Genomic DNA, 25,565 nt, shown 5'->3' with positions numbered 1-25,565 from the left:
TGACACCTCATTATTTTAATATTCCATCTAAAGCAAGGTTAACTTGTAATACATTTACCCTTTCTTCTCCAAAGACCCCAAAAGTTCTTCCTTCAGTGTATTTTTCTATTACTTTTTCTACTTCATCAGTACTCATATTACGTGCTTTTGCAATTCTATCTACTTGATAATTTGCTGCTGCCACTGATATATGAGGATCAAGTCCGCTTCCTGATGATGTAACTAAATCTACTGGAATAGGTTCATCTTTTTTATCTGGGTTTGCTTCCTTTATTTTATTTACTCTATCATTTACTATTTTTTCATACTCTTCACTTGCAGGACTTAAATTTGAAGGAGAAGCATACATTAATGCTTTTCCATTGTCATCTTTAAATGTATTTGTATCTATATTCATTATACGTCCCCATAAATAATCATTTCCTGTAAATTCTTGAGCAAGTAATACGCTACCGTACTTCTTTCCATCAATTTCTATGATACTACCATTTGCCTTATCTTTAAATAGTAATTGGGAAACACCTGTTATAAAAACTGGATATACTAATCCACATATTATTGTAAATATTAGTATAAATTTAAATGCTTTATTTATAACTTTCATAATTTATACCTCCTAAACTAATCCTATTGCTGTTATTAGTATATCTATAATCTTTATTGCTATAAATGGAGCTATTATACCTCCAAGTCCATATACTAAAAGATTTCTTGACAATAACTTACTAGCTGGAACTTCTCTATATTTTACACCTTTAAGTGCTAGCGGAATAAGTGCTACTATAATTAAGGCATTATATATAACAGCTGAATATATTGCACTTTCTGGACTCCTTAAACCCATTATATTTAGCTTTGATAATTCTGGATAAAGACCTATAAATAATGGTGGTATTATAGCAAAATACTTTGCTATATCATTTGCTATACTAAATGTTGTTAATGCACCTCTCGTCATTAAAAGTTGCTTACCTATACGAACAATTTCTATAAGCTTTGTTGGTGATGAATCTAAATCTACCATATTACCAGCTTCTTTAGCTGCTTGAGTTCCTGTGTTCATAGCAACTGCAACATCTGCTTGTGCTAATGCTGGAGCATCATTTGTTCCATCACCTGTCATAGCTACTAAATGACCCTTCTTTTGAAAATCTCTAATCATATCTAGTTTTCCTTCTGGGGTTGCCTCTGCAAGGAAATCATCTACACCAGCTTCTGCTGCAATAGCTGCTGCTGTAAGTGGATTATCTCCAGTTATCATTATTGTTTTAATTCCCATTTTTCTAAGGTCTGCAAATTTTTCCTTTACACCTTTTTTAACTATATCTTTTAAGTGTATTACTCCAAGTACTCTGCCGTTTTTGGCTACAACTAACGGTGTTCCCCCTAGGTTAGCTACTGATTTTACTTTTTCTTCACATTCCTTAGAAAAAACTTCACCTTTTTCTATAACATATTTTTTTACAGCATCTGCTGCACCCTTTCTTATTTCATTCCCTTTAAAGTCTACCCCACTCATTCTTGTTTTAGCTGTAAATTCTATAAAAGTTGCATTTAAGCTTCCCATATCTCTTCCTCTAATGCCAAATTGCTCTTTAGCTAAAACTACTATACTTCTTCCTTCAGGAGTTTCATCTGCAAGTGAAGATAATTGAGCTGCATCTGCAAGTTCTTTTATATCTACTCCATCTACAGGAATAAATTCACTAGCTTGACGATTTCCAAGTGTTATTGTACCTGTCTTGTCTAGCATTAATATATCAACATCCCCTGCTGCCTCTATAGCTCTACCACTCATAGCAAGTACATTTGCTTGATTTAATCTGCTCATACCAGCTATCCCTATAGATGATAAAAGAGCTCCTATAGTTGTTGGCGCTAAACAAACTAATAACGCTATTAATGAAGTTATTGATGTGCTGTTTACCATACCTGCTTCATTAGAAATAAACTCTGAATAAGTGTATAAAGAAACTGTTACTATAAGAAATATTATTGTAAGTGAAACTAATAATATTTCAAGTGCTTTTTCATTTGGTGTTTTCTTTCTAGCTGCACCTTCTACCATTGCTATCATCTTATCCATAAAGCTTTCACCCGGATCATTACTTACTTTAATTATAAGCCAATCTGAAATTACTGTTGTACCACCTGTTACTGCACTTCTGTCTCCACCACTTTCACGAATTACTGGTGCTGATTCCCCAGTTATAGCACTTTCATCTACTGATGCTGCACCTTCTATTACATCCCCATCTGCTGGAATTTGTTCTCCTGCAGAAACGACCACTATATCACCTTTTCTAAGCTCTGTAGAACTCACTTTTATCAATTTATCTTTTTCTTCTAAAGAATTTATTTTATTTGCCATAACATCTTTTTTAGCAGAACGTAATGCATCGGCTTGAGCCTTACCACGTCCCTCTGCTATTGCTTCTGCAAAGTTTGCAAATAAAACTGTAAACCATAATAAAATAGTTATACCTAATATAAAGCTTGATGAATTATCTTTTATTCCAAATAAAGATATAAAATATAGAATAGTTGTTATAATTGAAGCTATATATACTATAAACATTACAGGATTCTCTTTTTGTGTTTTAGGATTTAATTTTATAAAAGAATCCTTTACTGCTCTTTTTACCATTTTTTTATCAGATAGAAAACTACTATTACCCTTCATATACTATTCCCCCTATCCTATCATTTTAAGAAACTCAGCTATTGGTCCTAATGCAAGTGCTGGGAAAAAGCTTAATGCTCCAACTAAAAGTATTACAAATACTAAAAGCCCTATAAACAAAGCATTATGTGTTGGCAGTGTTCCTGCACTTACTGCTACTTTTTTCTTTTGAACTAATGATCCTGCAATGGCAAGTGTAGCCATCATAGGAACAAACCTAGCAAATAACATTACTAAACCTATACTTATATTTATAAATGGTTTATTTGCTGCAAAACCTGCAAAGGCTGACCCATTATTTCCACCTGCTGAAGAATATGCATAAAGCATTTCTGAAAATCCATGTGCTCCTGGATTAGCAATACTTTCCGCTACACTTGGTACTAAGGCTGCTATAGCACTTCCAACTAATGTAGCTATTGGTGTTGCAAGACATACTAACATTGCCATCTTCATTTCAAATGGTTCTATTTTCTTTCCTAAATATTCTGGCGTTCTTCCTACCATTAATCCTGCAATAAATACTGCTATTATTGCAAATGCAATCATTCCATATAATCCACATCCAACTCCACCAAATATAACTTCACCTAATTGCATTAATAACATTGGAATCATACCACCTAAAGGAGTATAACTACTATGCATTGAGTTTACTGAACCATTAGATGCTGCTGTTGTAAATGCTGCCCATGTAGAAGATGCTGCAATACCAAATCTTGCTTCTTTACCTTCCATATTTCCACCAGCCTGATGGATAGATGATATATCTACAGCTCCATTTTGAGCAAGTTGTGGAGTAGCATTTGCTTCATTTACTGCTATTATTGCAAGAGCTATAAGTAAAATACTAAACATTGCAATAAATATAGCTCGTCCTTGTTTTTTATCTTTTATATTTCTACCAAATGTAAAACATAATGCTGCTGGTATTATTAATATTGAAAGCATTTCTACTGTATTTGTAAAAGGTGTAGGATTTTCTAGTGGATAAGCTGAGTTAACTCCGAAGAATCCTCCTCCATTTGTACCTAATTGTTTTATTGCTATTTGACTTGCTGCTGGTCCTTGTGGTACTACTTGCTTTGTTATAACAGTTCCATCTTCAAGAGTTATTGGTTCTAAAAGCTCAACTTCTTGATAAGATGAAAAGTTTTGTACAACTCCTTGAGATGCTATTAATATTGATACTACTATTGAAAGAGGTATTAATACATAAACTATACTTCTTGTAGCATCTACCCAAAAACTACCTACTGTCTTTTCTTTAACTCTTGTAAAACCTCTTATAAGTGCAAATAAAACTGCAATTCCTGCAGCTGCTGATACAAAGTTTTGAACTGTAAGCCCTAACATTTGTGTTAAATAACTTAATTGGCTTTCACCTGAATAAGCTTGCCAATTTGTATTTGTTACAAAACTTGAAGTTGTATTAAAACTTAAATCTAGACTTACACCTTTAACTCCTTCTGGATTTAAAGGTAATACACCTTGTACAATTTGTAATAAAAATAAAATTACGAATCCTATAATACTAAAAACAGCTACTGATAAGGCGTATTTTTTCCAATTCATTTCCTCATTTTTATCTATCTTTAATACTTTATATATAAAGTTTTCAACTGGACTTAATATTTTAGTTAAGAAAACTTTTTCTCCATTCATTACTTTGCCAATATACTTCCCCAAAGGAATAGCTAGTACAACTAAAATTATCAAGTATAATGAGTACTGTATTATTGAGTTAATCATTCATTATCACCTCTTAGTAAAATGTAACTTAAATAAATAAATAGCACTAAGGCTACTAAACCAATAAGACTTATAATAACTGACATTATTTCCTTCCCCCTTCTATCTAAAATTATATAAAATTACATATAAAGATAGTGTTAGGATTATATATGTAGACATTAAGATTGTATAAAGATTTTATATTTTCCTTACACAATAAAAAAGTAAAGTGGACATATGAAGGTAAGGCAAGGAAATCATAAAATAAATCTACTTTTCCAGACCTATTGCTAAAAGCATTATATATTCACATTTTCAAAACTTTAAGATTTTATATTTTAATAAATAAATTAAAAAAACAGGAGCTTTAGGTTTAAGCTCCTGCTTTTTATATAGTTTAAATTTCATTTTAGAATAGGTCTGGTAATTCTCCATCCTTTGAATTAGGAGTAAAAATACTTACCTTTGATGAAGTATTTGTAAACTGAATGGTGTTTTCAAACCTTTCATTTTTACTATCTTCTTTAATCTTTCCTTTATATACAACAACCACTTCATTTTCTAATACTGAACTACTATTATTTTCATTTAAGTTTTCTAACTTTATATTAAAGTTATTATTATTTGGTGATGTCTTTGTTTTAATTACATCTAATAGTTCCACTAAAGAAATATTCTCACCATTCTTAACAACTTTATAAATCTTTATATCATCATTATTTAATTGTTCAAATTTAGAATCTATATTTAAATTAAATTCTGATTTATTACTTGTTAAAGTAAATTTACCTCCAAAAGTTACTGTTGATCCTGCAGCTATTTCAAATCCATTAGCATTAGTTTGAATATCTACTAAGTTATTTCTAATTCCATTATACAGGCCATGAGTTAAGTTTTTTATTTCCTCTCTTACTGTAACTTTTGGTGTTTCTAATAAAACTTCTGCAACTCCACCTTTTAACTTATTATAGATCATTATGTTTTTCTTAGCTTCACCGAAATTTAGTTCTCCTATCCTTCCCTCTTTCACTGATATAGTAAACTCTACTAAAACCTTATCTGATGAATATTTTCCATCTCCTACAGGATTATAAGTAATTTCTGGTACTGCTATTGTCGCTACCCCTTCATTTATACTTTGTATTCCACTTATAGAATTAAAATTATCACCTAAATTTATCTTTAATGATGGCTTAAACTTATAAGATTTATACTTAGTAGTAGAAATTATTCTATCAGCTATAAGATTCATTAGAGTTTCTTCTATACTAATATAATTATTATTATCTACATTAAAATAATCTTCATCTTTTCCTGATAAATCTTTATGTAATCTATATAAGCTATTATTATCTTTACTATTATCCATAGATAAACTTAATATATTATATCCCTGTTTTTTTAACAATTCTAAGGAATCAGTATTATATGATACTTTTCCCATGGATATAAATATTATATTTTTTCTTGCTTCTCGTCTACCTCTTGATAAAATATCTACTGCTTCATCAAAAGCATGTCCTATATTGCTAGAATTAGAATTATCAAACTCTATATTTTTTATATATTCTTCATTAAGATTAATTATATCCTTAGTTAAATCAACCTTTTGTTTTTCTTGACTACTAAATGTTACTAATCCATATTGTGTTTGACCACTTATTAAAGTATCATTATTTAAAAGCTTACTCCATAATGAATTTTTTATTGGTGTTAATTTCTCCTTCATATCTTTAGACACATCTAAAACAATAACAACATCATTTGATATTGTATTTGTTACATCTTTAAAAATAAAGTTATCTGGCTTAATTTCATACTGAAGTTTAAATTCTTCATTTTTATTAACCTGAACTTCCTTAGAGCTAATAAGTTTCGCTTCTATAGATGGTAGCTCATTATCCTTTATTGTTATAGATATATTATTTGTAGGATTTATTGTAATAGTATCATTTTTCCATGGGAATTTAATATCTATTTTATTATAGATTTTTTGAACACCTGGTATTCTTCCCTTTACCGTAAATTTAAATGATTGTGGATTAGCTTCATACCTTGCCTTACCATTACTTTCTGAAACTTTCTTATAAATAACATTATCTAATCTTACAGTATTTCCTCCTGCATTTAATGTAAAACCTTCTGTAAAGTTTATATTTAAATCTATATTATTAACAGGATAACTATCTAATATTTTATCTGCAATTTTATTAAAAACACTATCTATTGCATTATCACTTGTTGGAAAGAATCCTTTTGCTTCATCCGTAGTACTTTGGTCATTCATATTTAACCCAGTCATAGCTCCTTGTATTTCTCTCATTTTGCTATTTCCTGTATCGTTCATACCATATCCTATTGAAAAGGCATTATATCCTTTAATATTAATAATTTTACCGATTTCTTTTGCATATTCTGTATTTAAGCCACCATCATCTGAACTACCTGCGCCACCAATACGGGCATCCCTAGGATTTTCAATACTAGTATCCCTATAATAATCCCAATATCGACCATAGTTCCAGTATTCATAAATTGTTCTATAAGTTGGAATTCCATCTGACATTACTACTATGGATTTATTAGCATTTGAATTACTTTCACCACTGCTATCTAATAAATAAGTTGCCTTTCTCATTCCTTCTCCTGTATTAGTTCCTCCATCAGGCCTTAATCCATCTATTATTGAGTTTAACTTATAAATTTCATTTGAAGGTATTAATGCTACATCCTTATTATTAATTCTAGCCCTTCTAATATCTGCATTTGTAGAGTACGTAACAATACCAATCTTAAGATTAGGTACATTTTTCATTTTCTCAACAAAATTTTTTGCAGCCTTTTTTAGCTCATACATTTTTGTTGTATAATGCCTATTATATGAATTATGCTCTTCACAATATCCTGTATTATTACATATAACTCCTCTGATTTGATCTTTCATACTTCCAGACACATCTAAAACTAATACTATTTCCTTTGGAGGTATTTCTGTTTCAAATGGCTTTGGTATTATTTTTCCACTAACTACTATATCCTCGCCTACCATAGCTGGGTTTGGAGAAGCTGAAATTTCCATATCAAAATCTGGTCTATCTGGAACTTTTGCCTTTACATCTAAACTTTTAAGGGATATTAAGGTTCCTATAACAAAAAATATTGTTATTAAACTTATTATTTTAAATTTATTTTTCTTAATCATTTTATCCCCCTTTTTTAAATATTATTTTTATTTCTAAATTTAACTATTACACTTACAGGAATAGTTACATCTGAATAACCCTTTTTCTTATTTAGAACTAATGAAATTTCTAATCCTGGAGCATCTTTAAAATTTCCTGTTGGGTTCATCCTATAATCTAAAGGTCTAACTTTAAATTCAGAAACATTATTTGACAACTCTTTTGGTAAATTTAACTTTGAGTCTATAACTTCTCTATCTTCTTCATTTGTTTTTCTTATAGTTAACGTATTATTAATTTCGTTGTATAAAAAAGTAAAATAATCTGCTCCAACTTTTAGCTTTATTTCTGTAACATCAAGTTTTCCATCGCTAGCTGATATAGAACTATACTCCATGTCCTTAGGGATTATTAACTCCACTCCATTAATTTTACTTATTCCCTCAGCTTGTGTTCCATACATTAACAACTCCTTTTGAATTGCTTCAGCCTCTAATTGCAGGTCAGAATTAATTTCTGTAGTAGTTAAGGTTTTGCTATTACTAAAGAAAAATGTATAAACTACTCCTAAAACTAAAACTGTTAAGCTTAAGGTTATTGTAAGTTCTAGTAAAGTAAATCCTTTTGCTTTTGTTTTCAATAATTCCACCTCTTTTATTTAACAATTCTCCATAAAGATTTTTTTAGAAAACTATCTGTATTATATAATTCTGAAGATGCATTAACTTTTATCTCCTCACCCTTACTTATACTTTCTTTAGTTTTAAATATATCCTTTAAAACATCATAATTACTAGATAGTACATTTCTTACAACTTGAGGACTATAAGTAATTTTCTTAGTTCCATTGTCTTTAAAATTAATATTTCCTGTAGTTATTATGTTTCCAGTGAAATCAAATTCACCTTCTATGGTTATATCTCCATTTGTTACTATTAAACCTTTGTTTATTTTTTGTGATGCTTGTCCATTTATTTTATTATTTTCTATTACGAGATTTTGTTTATCTCCTATTAAAATAACTGATCCTTCCTTTTCATCAAATGCATTATTTTGAATATCTCTTACTTTATTAAAATCTATTTGATTATTAACAGTTCTAACAACGGTTTTCCCGTCATATAAATCCTTAAAACCTGTAGAATCCCCCATAGCAAATACATTTCTTGCAAATTCACTTTTTTGATTATTTATTACGTCTAAATCTTCTTTACTTATATTTGCTTTTTGAATAGTACCATCCATCTTAATGCTTGCCCCTACTGAATGTATATTCCCATTAAGATTTACTCCCCCTTGTTTTAAAGAATAATCATTAGACTTAGAATAATAGTCTTCAAAATATTTAGCCTTCATATTTGCTGACTTATCTCCATTGATACTTTCTAATAAATGAAGTGGGTTATAATATTTTAAAGTAACATTACTACCTAAATTATTTACATCTGTATAAGCTAAATAGTTCCCTTTTACTGCTATAGATTCACCAGTTTGATATTTATTACCTTTATCATCAGTTGCATTTAGATATGCAACTCCCATAATATAAGAATCCTTATCTACTGTTATTTTAGATGTATTACTTAGATCATTTACGATAATACTACTTGAATTTAATGCTTTTTCAGCTGTATCCACTTCTGTTGTCTTATCATTAATTCCATAAAAATTATTTTTAATCAATATACTACTTTTTATAGCATTTAATGCTAAGTCATTATTTACAACTACGTCTTTTTCAAAAGAAATATTATTACTCTCTGAAATGGTTGAATTTATAGATTTTCCTACATAAATATTTCTTGCATATATATTTTCATTTACAGATGATTCTTTTTCTACTTTATTTTTCAAATGAAAAGTATTAGCCGTGTATATATTTCCATCAATATTAAACTTTGTATTTTCTAAGCTTATTCCACCATTATATTTATCAAAAGTAAATGCTGGATTATCTAAATTGCTAGGATTACCTTTTATCCATATATCCCCTTTTATATCAAGGTTACCTTCTGAAACAGTCATATTTCCATCTGCTGTTATCGCTTTACCATCAAATACAGGGTATATATTTATACTAGTTATTTCCGAATTATAATCTGGTGCCTTTACTGTAAATTCTGTAGAAACTGTTTTTTTATTTCTAAGTGTTCCTTCTTTTGTTTCAAAAGTAGAATTAACTTTTACTTTAATATTATCTATAATATTTCCACTCTTATTTACAACATACCCGCCTTCAGGTATTTCTATTATTATATTAGGATCTATTCCACTTGAAGTGTACTCCATAGCATCATTAGATATAGATTTTATATATTTCTTACTTGTTATTAAATATTCTAAAATATACACTTCCTTTGAGTTACCTTTTAAATTTAAAGTCTCTTTTTTAGATAGAAATTCATAGAATTTTTCTTTAAATAATTTATTTAAATTTTCCTTTCGTCTATCTTCTTCCTTTGTATTAGTGAATTCTTTTTTAACTTCATTATCTGCATATTTTATGGCTTCTTGTGAGGTTTTTATTATTATGTTTTCTACTATATCCAGACCTGAATCTGCTTCATAAAGATTTTGAAGCTTCTTACTTTCATTTATTCTCATTTTATAGTCATTGGCTGTAACAGCTAATATTGTTGTTCCTGTTGTAAAAATAATTGCCATAACTATAACTACTATCATAAAGGTTGAACCTTTTTTCTTTTTTCTTTTTTTCACCTCTTATTCACCACCAATAAATTTATTTTATATTTATGTTTTTGCTTGAGTTACCTTCAAATAAGACTTTATTACTTTTGTCTTTAACTGTTACCTTGTACTTATACATATCTGCAATTAAGCTTTCTTCTATTTCATTTTCTTCATATAGCATCACATTGCCCTTACTTGATGTTACATTTAACTTATCAAAAGAATTATTTTCCTTAACTACATGTATTTCTATAAACTCTTCTGTATTATTTTTTATATCAACATTGATATTTTCACTAAAACTATTTCTAATATATAAAAGAACCTTATTATTAATCGCTTCTTTCATTGTAGTATCTATTATTGGACTCTTATTATTTTTACTATAAACCCTTAAGTTTAGGTTGTTCGAACCTTTATTTAACTCAACTATTAAATCTCCATTAACTGATGAAACGTTATTTTTATCTGAATCTAATTCTATTTTATTTATATTATCTTTTTTTAAAAAATTAAGCTTAAAGTCTGCATCATTATTTTTATCTAAATTATCTGTATCGCTATATTTAAAATTAGAATCTTGAGTTATCTCAACATCAACCTTATAAAATTCTTCATTTTTACTTGAGTCTTCTGAAGTAGCTCCATATATAGTTCTTTTAAAGCTTCCTATAAACTTATTCTCTGATAAGCTCTTTTTTTCTATTTTATCTCCATCCAAAAGCTGAAAATACTTTACTCCAGTATCATCTTTTAATGTTATTTCATCATAAGCTTTTAGTTCTTCTAAAACCTTTTGCCCTATGTAACTTGCCTTTTGTTTATGTTCCGCATCTTTATTAGTTTTTAAGCTTGAAATTACCAAACCTGATAAAGGTACTACTAATATTGATAAAAGGGTAACACTAATGATTACCTCAATTAATGTCATCCCTTTTTTTGCTTTTAGTTTTTCTTTTTTCATATTAAACACCTACTTTTTAGTAACATTCACAGTGTTACCTTCACTTGTTACTGCAACTCTAGGATTTGAAGAATCGTCATCTTTAACTATTATTTCAACCTTTTTAGATGTATTATTTATAACTTTTAATTTTATTCCTGAATTATCTGAACTTCCTACTCTTTTTTCACTTAATATTTCAAGAACTATATTTTCTGATTTTAACTTAAACTCTTTACCTGTTTCTGAATTTTCTTTAGGATAATATGAAGATGAAGTTTTATATTTATAATAAGTTTTTCCTCCTTCTTCATTAAAGACTATTTCTACTTCTTCAGTTTTATCATTATCTGAGTATATATAACTTTCCCTTGAATCATCTTTAGACTTTCCTATTGTTACTGTAGGTAATTCTGAAGATGATGATCTAAGCATCATAGCAAAATCATTAATATCTTTTTTATCTTTTTGCTCTTCTATAGTTGAAGAGTATGCTCCACTTGCTGCTCCATTACTAAATAAAATTTCTTTTCCATATACATTGTTTAATGTCCATATTAGATATTCCATATCTGTATCTGAGAGCTTAGGAACTGCATGGAATTCTAAATTCATAACTCCAGTTAACTCTTCTTGAGATTTTGATGATATTGATATATTTGTAATTACAACTTTTCTTTCATAGTTTTGTACTAACTCAATGAATTTTTTTAAATTTCCATAGCTTCCTGAGAAGTTTATTGCAACCTTAAGTTGTTCTGATGTTGCTCCACCTTCTTGATTTTTAACCTCTTGCTGATCTTGTCCAGAATTTTCTGTTGTATTGCTTGTATTGTTATTAGAATTACTATTTTCAATGTTTTTAACTTCTTTTCCATCATATTCATCAGCTATTGGCTTTAACGAGCTTTCTGGCTTTTTTACTTCTTTAGATATCATCTTTTCTACTGGTGATACTTCTATTGGACTAAAAGCTATATTTCCTTTAAGTCCACTATCACTTAAAAGCTTGTCTATCTCAATTATTATCTTCTCTTGTAAAATAGTTGGATATAACTTTTGTGATTTATCTAAAACAGTTGATTTTAATATTTTTAGTTCCTCTTCTTTTGAGTCTAACTTTGCTATTGCCGCCATTACTTCATTATATCTTTGCTCAACTTGATTTTTTTCATTTCTTTTTACATTTAGCTTTTCAACTTGATTTTTATAAATAAATTGATAGTAAACAAAGCACACTAATACAGTTATTAAAATACCTAATAAATATTTTTCTCTTTTACTTATATTCATACTACTCAACATCCTTTAATACGCATTTTATATCAAAGGTATACTGTCCATCCCCTGATATTCCACCAATATATACATCTTGTATATTATTTAGCTTCTTTAAATTATGCTCTATTTCCCCTATTGCAACTCTACTTGTTGAAATAGCCTGAATAGAAATTTCTGTATTAGTTATGTTTATGCTATTAAAAGTTACTTCTGTTGGTAAGCTGGAGCTTAGTTTATCTAATAAATTAGTAGTTACTACTTCTCTAGTTTTCAAAGCACCAACTATTTTATTTAACTCTATATCATATCTTTTTAAGATATCACTTTTTCTACTTATATCATCCCATTTAGTAATTTTCTCTTTTATATCTTCTTGCTCTAATTTTTCATTATAGCTCTTAATTTTTCTATTAAGTAAAAATAAGCTTGTACTGTTCCAAGCTAAGGTTCCTAATATAACAACTGCTAGAAAGCCTGTTAGGGAGTAAACATAAATATTTTTATTTTTTTGTTCCTTTTTTTGCCCTTGGTAAGGGGTAAAAAAATTCATATCTTTTACCATATAATGTTCCTCCTTATAACCTTATAATTGCGCCTATGGCATTTAAGTATTCTCCAAGATTTTCATTAGTTAATTCCTTGGATGTAAATTCTATATTTCTAATTTCTTCAATTTTATGAACATTAGTATTTAACCTATTTTGAATATATGTACTTATATTAGTTAAATTAGAAGTCCCACCATATAAATATATTTTATTTATTACATTACCAGATTTGTTGCTATAGAACTGAAGTATTCTTTCTAGCTCTTCTAATATATCATCAACAGCTTTTTTTATAGTTAAATTGGAGATATCATCTTCTTTAATGTTTAATAAATTTCCATCCTTTATCTTTATAGATTCTGTTGATTTTATTGACATATTTAAGCTTTGGCTTAGGGCATAATCTATATTATCTCCACCAGATTTTATCATTCTTGTAAAATCTAATTTGCCATTTTTAAATATTGCCACACTAATAGAGGTTGCTCCCATATCAATAAAAGCAACAGTACCTCCTATAACTTGTCCATCATTTGATGTGTACTCTGAATAATTAGCTAATTTATTTATTGAATTATAAGTAACATCTAATGCATATGGATTTAAATCTAAAGAATTTATTATATTATAATAAGCAATAGCCATTCTTTCTGGAAAAGAAGTTACATTAACCTTTAGCTTTGCTCCTGAATCCTCAACAATTTTGTCTAAAACTATAAATTGAATTATATAATCATCTAAGTTTATAGGTAAATATTGTTGTATTTCATATCTAATTACAGTCTCCATTTCTTCTTCTTGAACTACAGGTATTAAAATATCTCTGTTTATTATTGAAGAAGAGTTAGTTGTAAATATAACATCCTTAGCCTTTATGTTATTTTCCTTTATTAGAAAATCTAATACATCTATAACACCTTGAGAATTTATTATCTTACCATCAGCTATACATCCTTCTGGAGTTGTAATTTCAATAGCCTTATTTAAAATAACCTTACCTTTTTGATACTTTCCTTCTACTAGCTTTATATAATTAGTTCCTAAATCTATAGACAAAACTAATTTTTCTCTTTCCTTAATTCTTATTTTCTTTTCAACTTTATTTACTTCATAAGAAGAATTTACATCATTAGATTTTTCCTTTTTAAAAAGCTTACCAATATCTTTTACATCCATACTTCCTATATCTTTTAGCTTTGATAAATTGAATTTACTTTTTTCCTGTGACATTTTCTCACCTCCGGAGTTTAGTTGATAGTTGATAATTAAAAATTAATAGAAGTAAAATGCAGAGGTCATCTACATTTTACTCTTTAATTAATATTACATTCTTGTTATTGTTTTGCTGTAGCATCTTTTAATTCTGGGAAGAACTCCTTAGTTCCTGCTTTTACAGTTACTCCACCGTCAGCCTTAACTTGAACTACGAAATTAGCTGCTGCTGAAACACTTTTTGGTGTTGGTACATTTTGAAGATATTCTTCAATCTTATCTGCATCTGTTGGAGTTGTAGTATTCTCTCTCTCATTATTAAGTGTAATTCCATCTGCAGCTGAAGGTAATGTTAATTTATCTTCTGCAATCAATGAACTTACTGCATTTGCTATTGTCTTAGCATTTGCTAAATCTGATTTTTCATTTGCATTCTTTCTTACTTCACCAAACTTAGGAATTGCTAGCGCTGCTAATATAGCTATAATAGCTATAACTATAATAAGTTCAATTAAGGTAAACCCTCTCTTTTTCTTTTTGTTGTTAGCATTTTTAATCATAATAAAATCCTCCTTTTATTTTTGCTTTATATTAATTTTTAAATATAAACCTATTTATATTTTGCGAAGCAAAATAATATACAATTAAGGAAAAATCCTTAAAAAAATTTTAAACTAGAATCGCTTTGCGATTATATAACCCTAAATTTTACATAGCAAAACATCATCTTTTCAATTCTACATATCCCTATTTTTACCAACTATGGTTATAAATATACTGTCGCTGATAAATAGAATATGTGTAGTAAACATATAGCGAGCAGCTAGAAGTACTTGCTGAAAAAAGATCAAAATCCTACATTTGTGTGTACATATCAAACATTGGAAGCATTATTGAAATTACTATACCTCCAATAACTATCCCCATAACTACTATTAATAGTGGTTCTATAAGCGCTGTTGTTGTTTGAATAGATTGTTCAACTTCATCATCATAAAAATCTGCTGTTTTGTTTAATATGTCATCTAAGGAACCTGACTCTTCCCCTATTTTTATCATTGAAGATAGCATTTTAGGAAAAATATCATTTTCTCTTATTGGTGAACTTAATCCATCTCCTCTTACAACTCTTTCTCTAACCTTCAAAATGGCATCTTCTGCCACTTTATTTGCTAGCACTCCTGCAACTATTGGAAGAGCGTGCACTAAAGAAACTCCAGATGCTATTAAAGTAGATAAAGTTCTTGTAAATCTTGAAACTATTATTTTTTTATTTAATGTCCCTATTATAGGAAGCTTTAACTTTAAATAGCTAATTCTTAAAATCCCACTTGAACTTTTTTTGTAAATATTAAATATTAACACTATAATGATTATCGATATCAATATTAGAAATAAATTATTACTTAAAAACCTGCTTGTCCCAAGCATGATTCTAGTTATTAAAGGAAGTGTTATTCCTTCTCCTTCAAACATCTCTATAAAGGTTGGCATTACAAATGTCATTATAAAAACAACAGCTGCTATAGCAATTACACTTAATATAGCTGGATATGTCATTGCTGATTTTATCTTATTATTAATTTTATTTTCTTTTTCAAAATGCACCGACATTCTAAGCATCATTTCATCTATATTACCACTAACTTCTCCTGACTCTACCATACTTATTAAAAGCTGTGGAAAAACCTTATTATGCTTTGCCATTGATTCTGATAAAAGCTCTCCCTTTTTAACATCATCCTCAATTTTTGATAGTATATCTCTTAATTTTTTATTTGGAATTTCATTAGATAAAATATTTAAACAATTAGTTATAGGAACTCCTGCATCTAGCATAGTATAAAATTGCCTACATAAAATGGCCAAATCTTTTGTTGTTATTCTATCTAAAAATTTAAACTCTATAGACTTACTTTCAACTACCTCTTCAATCTTTAAAGGATAATATCCACTTGAAGCTATCATATTTATTACTTCTTCTTTCGAACTACCTTCAAACTTCCCCTCTATCTTAGTTCCATCTGCCTTCATAGCTCTATATTTAAAAATTTTCATAACTTCTTATCACCCCTTATATATCCTTTAGTAGTGTTATAGTGGCAAGTTCCTCTATAGTTGTTACTCCTTCTAAAACTAGCCTTTTACACTCTTGTGCAAGAGTTGTCATTCCATGCTTAATCGATATATCTTTAAGAATATTAGAATCTCTAGTTTTATTTATTATGTCTCTATGCTCTCTTGTTATTTCCATTATTTCATATATACCGATTCTTCCAATGTATCCAGTATTATTGCAATGTCCACAACCTTTACCCCTATATAGTTTTAAATGCTCATTATCTTTTCCATTAAATATCATCTTTTCATAATCAGAAGCTATGTATTCTTCTTTACAATTAGGACATATTTTCTTTACTAGCCTTTGAGCTATTATCCCTGATATAGATGTTGCCACTAAGTAAGGTTCAACTCCCATATCAACTAATCTAGTTATTGAAGATGGTGAGTCATTAGTATGAAGAGTACTTAAAACTAAGTGACCAGTTATAGCTGCTTTAATTGCTATTTGTGCAGTTTCTTCATCTCTAACTTCCCCTATCATCACTATATCTGGGTCTTGTCTTAATATACTTCTAAGACCATTTGCAAAGGTTAATCCAGCTTTGGTATTCACATTAACTTGATTTACACCACTTAATGTATATTCAACTGGATCTTCTATTGTAACTATGTTTACATTGTTTGAATTAAGTTCACTTAAAATTGTATAAAGTGTTGTTGATTTTCCACTTCCTGTAGGACCAGTTACTAGGACTATTCCATTAGGGCTAGCTATTATATTTTCTAGCTTTTTAAGATTTTCTTTACTTAAACCAAGCTTTTCTTTGCTAACCTTATAATTATCTCTATTTAAAATTCTTATAACTATTTTTTCACCACTTACAATTGGAAGGATAGATACTCTAAGATCTACTTCCGCATTTCCAACTTTAGTTATTATTCTTCCATCTTGTGGAAGTCTTTTCTCAGCTATATTTAGTCCTGCAAGAATTTTTATTCTAGTCACTAATGGTGCTAAGCTTTCTATCCCTAAAGTATTTATTGTAGTAAGTTCTCCATCTATTCTATATCTTATTCTTATTTCCTTTTCATATGGTTCTATATGTATATCTGATGCTCTCATTTCAACTGAGTTTCTAAATAATTGCTCTATCATTTTTACAACTGGAGCATTTTTTACATCATCAAGTTCTTCTATATCTAAAGCTATACTTTTTGACTCTAATGCTTCTTTTAGAAGTTCTTCTGCTGCTTTACTTACTTCTTCGCTACTATAGTTTATTTGAACGAATTTTTTTATATCATTTTTGGGTGCAATAAACACCTTTACATCTAAGCCTGTAGATATAGAAATATCATCTATAGCAAAAATATTTAATGGATCAGAAAGTGCTACCATTATTTTATCTTCTTCAAAGCCAAATGCTATTAAATTATACTTATCACATAAATTTTGAGGTACTATCTTAATAGCTTTTTTGTCGAAATTTATATCGTTTAAATCTACTTTTTTTATTCCAGTTTGTGTTTCTATGGCATCTATAATGTCTTCTTCGGAAACAATTCCGCCTTCAATTAAAACTTCTCCTAATTTTTTACCTAAAATTTTTTGAGATTTTAGCGCACTTTGAAGCTGAAAAGGAGTTATCTTATCTGCTGCTACTAAAATATCCCCTAATCTTTTCTTTTGAACTATAGCCATAAGCTCCCCCTAAATTTAATTTCCTTCTAAAAAAAATTTCCTTTTTTGTCCATTTACCTCATATTTTAATATTAATATAGCTTTCTTCCTTTTGCAATCAGAATATTAATTTTAATTTAACTTACTTTTCACCAAAAAAATTTTAAATATAATGACAATAACTCATTCCCTAAAAACATATATATAATAGTAGCAATAGCTATATATGGTCCAAAGGCAATTTCTGCTTTCTTATCTTTCAACTTAAATAAAAGTATTAGTGAAGCCACTATTCCTCCTAATAGTATAGCTATAAACAATGTTGTTAAAACACCTTTTACTCCTAGAAATAAGCCACAAACTCCTGCTATTTCAGCATCTCCTTCTCCCATCCCCTTCGTAATTATAACTATTAGATATATAATTCCAAAACCTAAAATACCTCCAAATAAATTATTTAAAATATTTATATGGCCAATATACCATGCTATTAATATATAAATAGCTCCTAAGACTACACCAAATATTGTTGTAGATGAATATACATATTTACTTTCTAAATCTATAAATGAAATAACAATTAGCAGAGAAACTAACAAACTAAAAAATATAAAATTTAATCCTAATCCATATTTAATAAATAATAAAATATATAAAAAACCATTTAATAATTCTACTAAAGGATATTTTAATGATATTTTTTCACTACACTTTCTACATTTTCCCTTTAAAAATAAATAACTAACTATAGGGATTAAATCAATCCATTTTAGTTCATATCCACAATTGGTACAATGAGAAGCTGGAAAAGCTATAGACTCCTCTCTTTGAATTCTATATATACATACATTTAAAAAGCTCCCTATACATAACCCTATTATAAATACAAATAATTCCATAATTATCCTCCTTAAATTTGTGAAGTTGACCTAGTTTTAATTCTACATAATGTTAATATATTCCTTTAGATATATAAATTTATAAAAAATAAATTAAGCCAAGATATTTTAATCTCGGCTTTAATCATTTTTCTATTATTCTTAAAAAATTCCCTTTTTTATCTATCTCAAAATCCTTTTCATAATTAGCTATCTTTTTTGCATCCTCTATATTTAAGTTATTTATTCTATTTAAGTCATCTGAATTGCTTATGTACTTATTTATAGATTTTGCCTTTTCTCCACTTTCACTTAGTATACTTGCTACAGAATCACTATTTGAAAACTTAATTTTATCACTTATTTCAGCTGTTTCTACTGCCATGACAAACTCTCTTATAATTGATTTTACTTCCACCTTTTTAGAGTCAACTATATATTTATTAAAATTAGGTACTAATATACCCGCTAATATTCCTATTACAACTAGTACTGTTATTATTTCAATTATAGTAAAACCATATTTTTTCTTCTTTTTCCTCGTATTATAATTATTATTCATATCAGTACCTCCAAGTATGATTTTAAAAACTATTATAATATTATTTACTTTAAGATTTTTTTAATTCATATAATTAATTCCTACTGTATAGATTATAATATTATAATACACTTAAAATCAATAAAAAAGTGGATATATATAAGTTTACTTATTCCGTCACTTCTCTCCAATTCAAGGCAAACTTACATATGTCCACTTGAAAACTGAAGGAAGGAAATTATAAAAATTTATCTACAGAATAAAATTTTTATAATTCCCTAAAGAATAAAAAAATAGAGAACTTAGAAATCTAAGTTCTCTATAGATTAGAATTTTAATACATTCCGTCCATTCCCATTCCTGGTGCTCCTGGCATTGGAGTTTCTTTTTGAGGAATGTCAACTACTGCAGCTTCTGTAGTTAAGAATGTTGATGCTACTGATGCTGCATTTTGAAGAGCTGATCTTGTAACCTTAGTTGGATCTACTATACCAGCTTTAATCATATTAGTGTAATTTCCTTGTAATGCATCATAGCCCATTCCAACTTCTTTATTTTTAACATTTTCTATAATAACTGAACCTTCAACTCCTGCATTAGTTGCTATTTGTCTCATTGGTTCTTCTAAAGATCTTACTATTATATTTATACCAACTTGTGTATCTGATACATCTGAAGTTATCTCTGCCACTTTATTTATTATATTTACATAAGCAGCTCCACCACCTGGTACTATACCTTCTTCAACAGCTGCCTTTGTTGCTGCTAAAGCATCTTCAATTCTTAATTTCTTTTCTTTTAACTCTGTTTCTGTTGCTGCTCCAACCTTAATTACTGCAACTCCACCTGCAAGCTTTGCTAATCTTTCAGTTAATTTTTCTTTATCAAATTCTGAAGTTGTTTCTTCAACTTGAGCTTTTATTTGCGCTACTCTTTCTTTAATAGCTTCGCTACTTCCTTTTCCATTAACTATTGTAGTATTTTCCTTTGTAACCTTAATACTTTCGCATTGTCCAAGCATATCAACATTTACTTCTTTTATGTCTATACCAAGTTCTTCTGATATAACTGTTCCACCTGTTAATATAGCTATATCTTGAAGCATTTCTTTTCTTCTATCTCCAAAACCTGGTGCTTTTACAGCTACACATGTGAAGGTTCCTCTTAATCTATTAACTACTAATGTAGTCATTGCATCGCCTTCAACATCTTCAGCTATAATAAGTAGTTTTCTTCCTGATTGAACTATTTGTTCTAAGATTGGAAGTAACTCTTGAATGTTTGAAATCTTTTTATCCGCTATAAGAATTAATGGGTTATCTAAAACAGCTTCCATTTTTTCAGTATCTGTTACCATGTATGCTGATACATATCCTCTATCAAATTGCATACCTTCAACTACATCTAATTCTGTTCCCATTGACTTTGATTCTTCAACAGTTATAACGCCTTCATTTCCTACTTTTTCCATAGCATCAGAAATTAATTTACCTACTTCTTCATCATCTGCTGATATTGCTGCGACTCTAGCTATATCTTCTTTTCCATTAACTGGCTTTGAAATGTTTTTTATTTCTTCAACAGCTTTATCTACTGCCATTCTTATACCATTTCTAATTAGTATTGGATTTGCTCCTGCTGTTACATTTTTTAAACCTTCTCTTATTATAGCTTGTGCTAAAAGAGTTGCTGTTGTAGTACCATCCCCTGCAACATCATTAGTTTTAGTTGCTACTTCCTTAACTAATTGAGCTCCCATGTTTTCATATGGATCTTCAAGTTCTATTTCTCTTGCTATAGAAACTCCATCGTTAGTAATAAGTGGTGATCCAAATTTTTTATCTAAAACTACGTTTCTTCCCTTTGGTCCTAAAGTTACCTTAACTGTATCTGCTAGTGTATCAACACCAATTTGCATTGATCTTCTTGCATCTTCACTAAACTTAATCATTTTTGCCATAATTAATTCCTCCCTTATTCAACTATTGCCAAGATATCATCTTGTTTTAAAATAGTATATTCTTCTCCATCAACTTTAACTTCTGTACCTGCATATTTTGAATAAAGTACTTTATCTCCGACTCTTACTTCCATAGCTATTCTATTTCCATCTACTATAGCTCCTGGTCCGACTGCTACAACTTCTGCTTCTTGTGGTCTTTCTTTTGCAGTTCCTGTTAAAACTATTCCACTCTTAGTTGTTTCTTCTGCTTCTAACTTCTTTATTACTACTCTATCTGCTAGTGGTTTAATGTTCATAAAAAAATCCCTCCTATTTATACCTCTAATAATAATTCTCTTTATTAGCACTCATCATATTCAAGTGCTAATAACTTTATAATAATGTTTTGCTTTGATTTTTTCAAACGCTACTTCATATATTATTACCCTGTATATAATAAATATTACCACTTTTCATTAATTATTTTATATTTCCTCACTCTTTTACTTATTTTCTTTTAATTTCATATATGTCCATATATTATTTAATAATGATTATATTTGAATTTGTTTCTTTTACATAATACTTCAAAAACATCCAATAAATTGTATCTATCATTGTTACACTTATATTAAAAAATATATAAGAAAATATATTAAAAAATGGATAATAAAAACACTAATGCTATCTTATGCTCAATATCAAAATCTGTGAATTTTAGCTTTACTAGTTAGAATATGGCTACCACTCTCGTAATATATCTTATAAGTACATAATATTTTAAAATATAATATAACGAGGTTTATATCATATAACGTAAAATGTTATTATCATATAAAAACCTCGTATATATTAACTAATTTATATTTTTATATTTAATTTATCTTTCTAAGTCTATATTCTTATACTCATCAAGATTATCATTATCTATAACTGACTTTTTAGTTGCTTGTGCATTTATTTTATTAAAAATACCTTTAGATTTAAAAGGAGTAACTAGTGCTCCTGCACCATTTATACATCCTCCTTCGCACATCATACCTTCAATAAAGTTTCCTTGCAGTTTTCCTATTTTAGCCATAGTCATAGTTTTCTTTATTTCTATTCCGCCAGATACTTTAACAGGATTAAAGTTAACTTCTAATCCTTGACTTCTTATATAATTTTCTATAGCAGCTGTTAACCCACCATGAGCTCCAAATCCTCTTCCATATATTGATGCATCATCAACTATAGTATCTTCACACTTTTCAACTTCTATATCAAAAGCACTAAATAAAGCTAAAAGCTCTTCAAAAGTTATAACATAGTCAACAGCATCCTTTACTGACTCTCTAACTGCTTCGCTTTTTTTAGCAGTACATGGCCCTATAAATACAACCTTTGCATCTGGATCATTATGCTTTATAAATCTTGCTGTTGCAATCATTGGTGACACAGTTCCTGATATCTTTTCAACTTCTGTAGGAAACATTTTTTCCACATAACTTAGAAAACCAGGACAGCAGGAATTTGTCATGTAATTTTGACCTTCTTCTAATCTTTCTATAAATTCACTACTTTCATGTACAGTTACTGCATCTGCTCCACAAGCTGCTTCTATCATATCTACAAATCCTAGCTTTTTAATTGCATTTTTAATTTGTCCATATGATATTTTCGCCCCAAATTGTCCTGTTATAGCTGGAGCAACTACTGCATACATCTTTCTACCTCTTGCTAGTCTCTTTGATATTGGAACTATCAAGCTCTTATCTGAAATAGCACCAAAGGGGCATGCACTCATGCAGCTTCCACAATTAACACATGTTTCTTCTTTTATCATAGCTCTTCTATCATCTGGATCTATATCTAAAGCACCCGTAGGACATACTCTTTTACATGGTCTCATAACTTCTGCAATAGCATTATAAGGGCATGCTTTTTTACACATTCCACATTCCTTGCAAATTTCTTGATTTATATATGCTCTTCCAGCTACGTAAGTTATCGCATTAAAATTACAAGCTTCATTACATTTGTGAGCTAAACAGTTTCTACAAGAATCTGTAACACTATATTTATTTATAGGACATCTATCACAGGCAGCTTCAATAACATATATTATTTGATCGTCCTCTTTAATATCAACAAATTCATCATCTATATTATCTCCATTAGCTAAATACCCTGCTGCTAATTTTGCTCTCTCTAAAACAATAGCTCTTTCCTTATATACACAGCATCTATACATAGCTGTTTCCCCTTTTATAATCTCATAAGGAATTTTTTCTATTGATTCTGTTGTTAGATTACCTTCCTTAGCCAACTTAGCTACTTCTGTCAAAACCTCATGCTTAAGCTTTTTTAACTGAGTTTCAAATTGAAACATACCAAAATCCTCCTATATAAATAAATTTAAACCAATATTCCCCAATACTATTATAACAGTTAATTAATTCCAATTAGCTTTATTCTAAATATTCAGAAAACTGTCTTGGTAATTATAAAGGACATGTCTAAGTGCATGTCCTTTATTAAAAATAATTTATATTAGAAAGTCTTTTTCTTATTCTTCAACAGCATATAAATAGTCGTCTATATATTCACCTATTCTATCTTTTAATAAATCCTCTGCTGTTGGATTTAATATTCCATCCCTAACCTTTTTATATTGTTCATGCATAAATTGACTTATAATAGTCATAGGTATTTCTATACCTTCTAAATTGCTCATTAATTTTTCTAAAGCAAAGTTTACCTCATCCTTTGGCATATAGTATCTAGCTCTATCAGATAAACTATATTTTCTTTCTAGCTTAATTTTATCTCCTGTTCCTGAATAGTGATTTATCCAGTCTTTAGTTTCTTTAAGCATACTAAAGTCTAATATTTCAATAAAATTAGACAACTCTACATCTGGATTATATCTTAATAATTCATTTTCTATAAGATTTAATGCAAATATACCTTCTCTAAAACCAAAAGTTAATGCTGGTCCAACTTTTAATATTATAAATCCATCTTCTACCATTTCTCTTAATGCTTTTGGAGTTTGATAATCTGTTGAGTGAGCTTCAAATATTAATTGAGGATAATCCTTTAGTGCATCTATTAGCTCTTTAGCTTCTTCCCTATTATATTTCCATACATAATCACTACTAAACTCAACTCCTGGTTGAACAACAACACCTATTACATATTGCCATGCTTCTCCTACTCCAAAGCTTTCAAAAGCTACTTTAAATGTTTCTACAGTGTTCTTAAAGCCTTCTACGCTAGTTACTTTAGGACCTTCTTCCTCTTCTTCTACTTGCGCTCCACCTGGTATAGGAACTTCACTACCTATTATATAAACTGGATGAATGGCATCTTCATCTTTTTCTTTTAACTCTAAATATGCTTCTTCTGCTATTTTACATAATACAGATGCTCTATTTGCTATTAAACTATCGTCAAATAAACCATTTTCAATATCACCTCTTAAAGGCATGCTAGTGTCTAGATGAATTTTAGTAAATCCAGCTAAAACATATTCTCTAATTAAATTCTTAGCATTTTCCATAGCTTCTCTCGGATCTATATTTTTCCAAGTTAATGGTCCTAAATGGTCTCCCCCTAAGATTATTCTTTCTTTTGGGAATCCTACTTCTTCAGCTATTTTATAAATATACTTAACGTAATCTTTTGGTTTCATTCCTGTATATCCACCAAATTGGTCAACTTGATTTGCAGTTGCTTCTACTAGTAAAGGCATATTTTTGTTTAAAAGTTTTTCCATTGAAGCTTCAATTACATGCTTATTTGAACAACAAACTGAAAATATTCCAACATTTTCTCCACTTTTATATCTTTTTACAATTTCCTTCATAGGATGTACCATCTTATCACCTCTTAAAATTCTCTTAATGTCTCTTAACATTATGAAAGAAAATAATATTCTAGCTCTTGCTTTCATATTATCTTCTTTCGTATTTAATATATTATTTTCTTTTAAATATTTAAATTAAGCTTTTCCATTACTTCCACAAACCATTATTTTGTGAGCAACTATTTTCTTCATAGCTTCTTTACCAGGAGCCATATATTTTCTTGGATCATTAGCATCTGGATTTTCAATAAAGTATTTCTTTACTGCATCAGAAAATGGTATTTTTAAATCTGTTGCTACATTAACTTTGCATATTCCAAGTGAAATAGCCTTTT

At 28.8% G+C, this 25,565-nt stretch carries 20 protein-coding genes; all 20 read right to left on the bottom strand.

The genetic code is table 11. The features are described 5' to 3' along the window. Positions 1-10 precede the first annotated feature (10 nt). Positions 11-604, bottom strand: a complete 594-nt coding sequence (gene kdpC / locus ACYUEX_RS00100; RefSeq protein WP_460286016.1) for a potassium-transporting ATPase subunit KdpC — start codon at positions 602-604, stop codon at positions 11-13. A gap of 12 nt (positions 605-616) precedes the next feature. Beyond that, positions 617-2,683, bottom strand: coding sequence for a potassium-transporting ATPase subunit KdpB (gene kdpB, locus ACYUEX_RS00095; protein WP_460286015.1), 2,067 nt, complete (start codon positions 2,681-2,683; stop codon positions 617-619). A gap of 12 nt (positions 2,684-2,695) precedes the next feature. After that, positions 2,696-4,435, bottom strand: coding sequence for a potassium-transporting ATPase subunit KdpA (gene kdpA, locus ACYUEX_RS00090; protein ID WP_460286014.1), 1,740 nt, complete (start codon positions 4,433-4,435; stop codon positions 2,696-2,698). A gap of 391 nt (positions 4,436-4,826) precedes the next feature. After that, complete coding sequence (locus tag ACYUEX_RS00085) at positions 4,827-7,619, bottom strand: VWA domain-containing protein (protein WP_460286013.1); 2,793 nt, start codon at positions 7,617-7,619, stop codon at positions 4,827-4,829. A gap of 14 nt (positions 7,620-7,633) precedes the next feature. Continuing rightward, positions 7,634-8,239, bottom strand: coding sequence for a PilW family protein (locus tag ACYUEX_RS00080; protein WP_460286012.1), 606 nt, complete (start codon positions 8,237-8,239; stop codon positions 7,634-7,636). 14 nt (positions 8,240-8,253) lie between these two features. Then, a complete protein-coding gene (locus tag ACYUEX_RS00075; protein ID WP_460286011.1) occupies positions 8,254-10,317 on the bottom strand; it encodes a hypothetical protein in 2,064 nt (687 codons plus the stop codon). Between the two features lie 22 nt (positions 10,318-10,339). Next, positions 10,340-11,254, bottom strand: coding sequence for a type IV pilus modification PilV family protein (locus tag ACYUEX_RS00070; protein ID WP_460286010.1), 915 nt, complete (start codon positions 11,252-11,254; stop codon positions 10,340-10,342). Positions 11,255-11,263: 9 nt separating this feature from the next. Beyond that, positions 11,264-12,526 carry a hypothetical protein gene (locus tag ACYUEX_RS00065; protein ID WP_460286009.1) on the bottom strand — a complete coding sequence of 421 codons (1,263 nt, stop codon included), beginning with the start codon at positions 12,524-12,526 and terminating at the stop codon, positions 11,264-11,266. Position 12,527: 1 nt separating this feature from the next. After that, positions 12,528-13,076 (bottom strand): PilN domain-containing protein, encoded by a 549-nt coding sequence (locus ACYUEX_RS00060; RefSeq protein ID WP_460286008.1) that lies wholly within the window; start codon positions 13,074-13,076, stop codon positions 12,528-12,530. A gap of 13 nt (positions 13,077-13,089) precedes the next feature. Continuing rightward, on the bottom strand, positions 13,090-14,292 hold the full coding sequence (gene pilM, locus ACYUEX_RS00055) for a type IV pilus assembly protein PilM (protein WP_460286007.1): 1,203 nt from the start codon (positions 14,290-14,292) through the stop codon (positions 13,090-13,092). Between the two features lie 104 nt (positions 14,293-14,396). Next, positions 14,397-14,834 (bottom strand): prepilin-type N-terminal cleavage/methylation domain-containing protein, encoded by a 438-nt coding sequence (locus tag ACYUEX_RS00050; RefSeq protein WP_460286006.1) that lies wholly within the window; start codon positions 14,832-14,834, stop codon positions 14,397-14,399. Between the two features lie 295 nt (positions 14,835-15,129). Beyond that, positions 15,130-16,332 carry a type II secretion system F family protein gene (locus tag ACYUEX_RS00045; protein ID WP_460286005.1) on the bottom strand — a complete coding sequence of 401 codons (1,203 nt, stop codon included), beginning with the start codon at positions 16,330-16,332 and terminating at the stop codon, positions 15,130-15,132. Between the two features lie 16 nt (positions 16,333-16,348). Next, positions 16,349-18,040 (bottom strand): GspE/PulE family protein, encoded by a 1,692-nt coding sequence (locus ACYUEX_RS00040; protein ID WP_460286004.1) that lies wholly within the window; start codon positions 18,038-18,040, stop codon positions 16,349-16,351. Between the two features lie 128 nt (positions 18,041-18,168). Then, entirely contained in the window at positions 18,169-18,918 is a 750-nt protein-coding gene (locus ACYUEX_RS00035; protein ID WP_460286003.1) for a prepilin peptidase, read from the bottom strand. A 124-nt stretch (positions 18,919-19,042) separates the two neighbouring features. Beyond that, positions 19,043-19,459, bottom strand: a complete 417-nt coding sequence (locus ACYUEX_RS00030) for a type IV pilin protein (protein WP_460286002.1) — start codon at positions 19,457-19,459, stop codon at positions 19,043-19,045. A gap of 313 nt (positions 19,460-19,772) precedes the next feature. Continuing rightward, positions 19,773-21,398 carry a chaperonin GroEL gene (gene groL, locus ACYUEX_RS00025; RefSeq protein ID WP_460286001.1) on the bottom strand — a complete coding sequence of 542 codons (1,626 nt, stop codon included), beginning with the start codon at positions 21,396-21,398 and terminating at the stop codon, positions 19,773-19,775. Between the two features lie 14 nt (positions 21,399-21,412). Beyond that, positions 21,413-21,697 carry a co-chaperone GroES gene (gene groES / locus ACYUEX_RS00020; protein ID WP_322389777.1) on the bottom strand — a complete coding sequence of 95 codons (285 nt, stop codon included), beginning with the start codon at positions 21,695-21,697 and terminating at the stop codon, positions 21,413-21,415. A gap of 563 nt (positions 21,698-22,260) precedes the next feature. Beyond that, positions 22,261-23,751, bottom strand: coding sequence for a 4Fe-4S dicluster domain-containing protein (locus ACYUEX_RS00015; protein WP_460286000.1), 1,491 nt, complete (start codon positions 23,749-23,751; stop codon positions 22,261-22,263). Positions 23,752-23,928: 177 nt separating this feature from the next. Next, the gene (locus ACYUEX_RS00010) at positions 23,929-25,242 is read right to left on the bottom strand and encodes a class II D-tagatose-bisphosphate aldolase non-catalytic subunit (RefSeq protein ID WP_460286507.1); all 1,314 of its coding nucleotides are present in this window, start codon (positions 25,240-25,242) and stop codon (positions 23,929-23,931) included. A 123-nt stretch (positions 25,243-25,365) separates the two neighbouring features. Continuing rightward, the coding region (locus ACYUEX_RS00005; RefSeq protein ID WP_460285998.1) for a class II fructose-bisphosphate aldolase at positions 25,366-25,565 on the bottom strand (200 nt) is incomplete at its 5' end.

The organism is Clostridium sp. CTA-7, from assembly GCF_054768095.1.
Note: the sequence above shows the minus strand (reverse complement) of the source record. Positions and strands in the feature narration are given on the sequence as shown.

Bases quoted from the DNA above. Each gene is read 5' to 3' on its own strand.
- kdpC (WP_460286016.1), bottom strand. From the start codon at position 604: ATGAAAGTTATAAATAAAGCATTTAAATTTATACTAATATTTACAATA.
- kdpB (WP_460286015.1), bottom strand. From the start codon at position 2,683: ATGAAGGGTAATAGTAGTTTTCTATCTGATAAAAAAATGGTAAAAAGA.
- kdpA (WP_460286014.1), bottom strand. From the start codon at position 4,435: ATGATTAACTCAATAATACAGTACTCATTATACTTGATAATTTTAGTT.
- ACYUEX_RS00085 (WP_460286013.1), bottom strand. From the start codon at position 7,619: ATGATTAAGAAAAATAAATTTAAAATAATAAGTTTAATAACAATATTT.
- ACYUEX_RS00070 (WP_460286010.1), bottom strand. From the start codon at position 11,254: ATGAAAAAAGAAAAACTAAAAGCAAAAAAAGGGATGACATTAATTGAG.
- ACYUEX_RS00065 (WP_460286009.1), bottom strand. From the start codon at position 12,526: ATGAATATAAGTAAAAGAGAAAAATATTTATTAGGTATTTTAATAACT.
- ACYUEX_RS00060 (WP_460286008.1), bottom strand. From the start codon at position 13,076: ATGGTAAAAGATATGAATTTTTTTACCCCTTACCAAGGGCAAAAAAAG.
- pilM (WP_460286007.1), bottom strand. From the start codon at position 14,292: ATGTCACAGGAAAAAAGTAAATTCAATTTATCAAAGCTAAAAGATATA.
- ACYUEX_RS00050 (WP_460286006.1), bottom strand. From the start codon at position 14,834: ATGATTAAAAATGCTAACAACAAAAAGAAAAAGAGAGGGTTTACCTTA.
- ACYUEX_RS00045 (WP_460286005.1), bottom strand. From the start codon at position 16,332: ATGAAAATTTTTAAATATAGAGCTATGAAGGCAGATGGAACTAAGATA.
- ACYUEX_RS00040 (WP_460286004.1), bottom strand. From the start codon at position 18,040: ATGGCTATAGTTCAAAAGAAAAGATTAGGGGATATTTTAGTAGCAGCA.
- ACYUEX_RS00035 (WP_460286003.1), bottom strand. From the start codon at position 18,918: ATGGAATTATTTGTATTTATAATAGGGTTATGTATAGGGAGCTTTTTA.
- ACYUEX_RS00030 (WP_460286002.1), bottom strand. From the start codon at position 19,459: ATGAATAATAATTATAATACGAGGAAAAAGAAGAAAAAATATGGTTTT.
- groL (WP_460286001.1), bottom strand. From the start codon at position 21,398: ATGGCAAAAATGATTAAGTTTAGTGAAGATGCAAGAAGATCAATGCAA.
- groES (WP_322389777.1), bottom strand. From the start codon at position 21,697: ATGAACATTAAACCACTAGCAGATAGAGTAGTAATAAAGAAGTTAGAA.
- ACYUEX_RS00015 (WP_460286000.1), bottom strand. From the start codon at position 23,751: ATGTTTCAATTTGAAACTCAGTTAAAAAAGCTTAAGCATGAGGTTTTG.
- ACYUEX_RS00010 (WP_460286507.1), bottom strand. From the start codon at position 25,242: ATGGTACATCCTATGAAGGAAATTGTAAAAAGATATAAAAGTGGAGAA.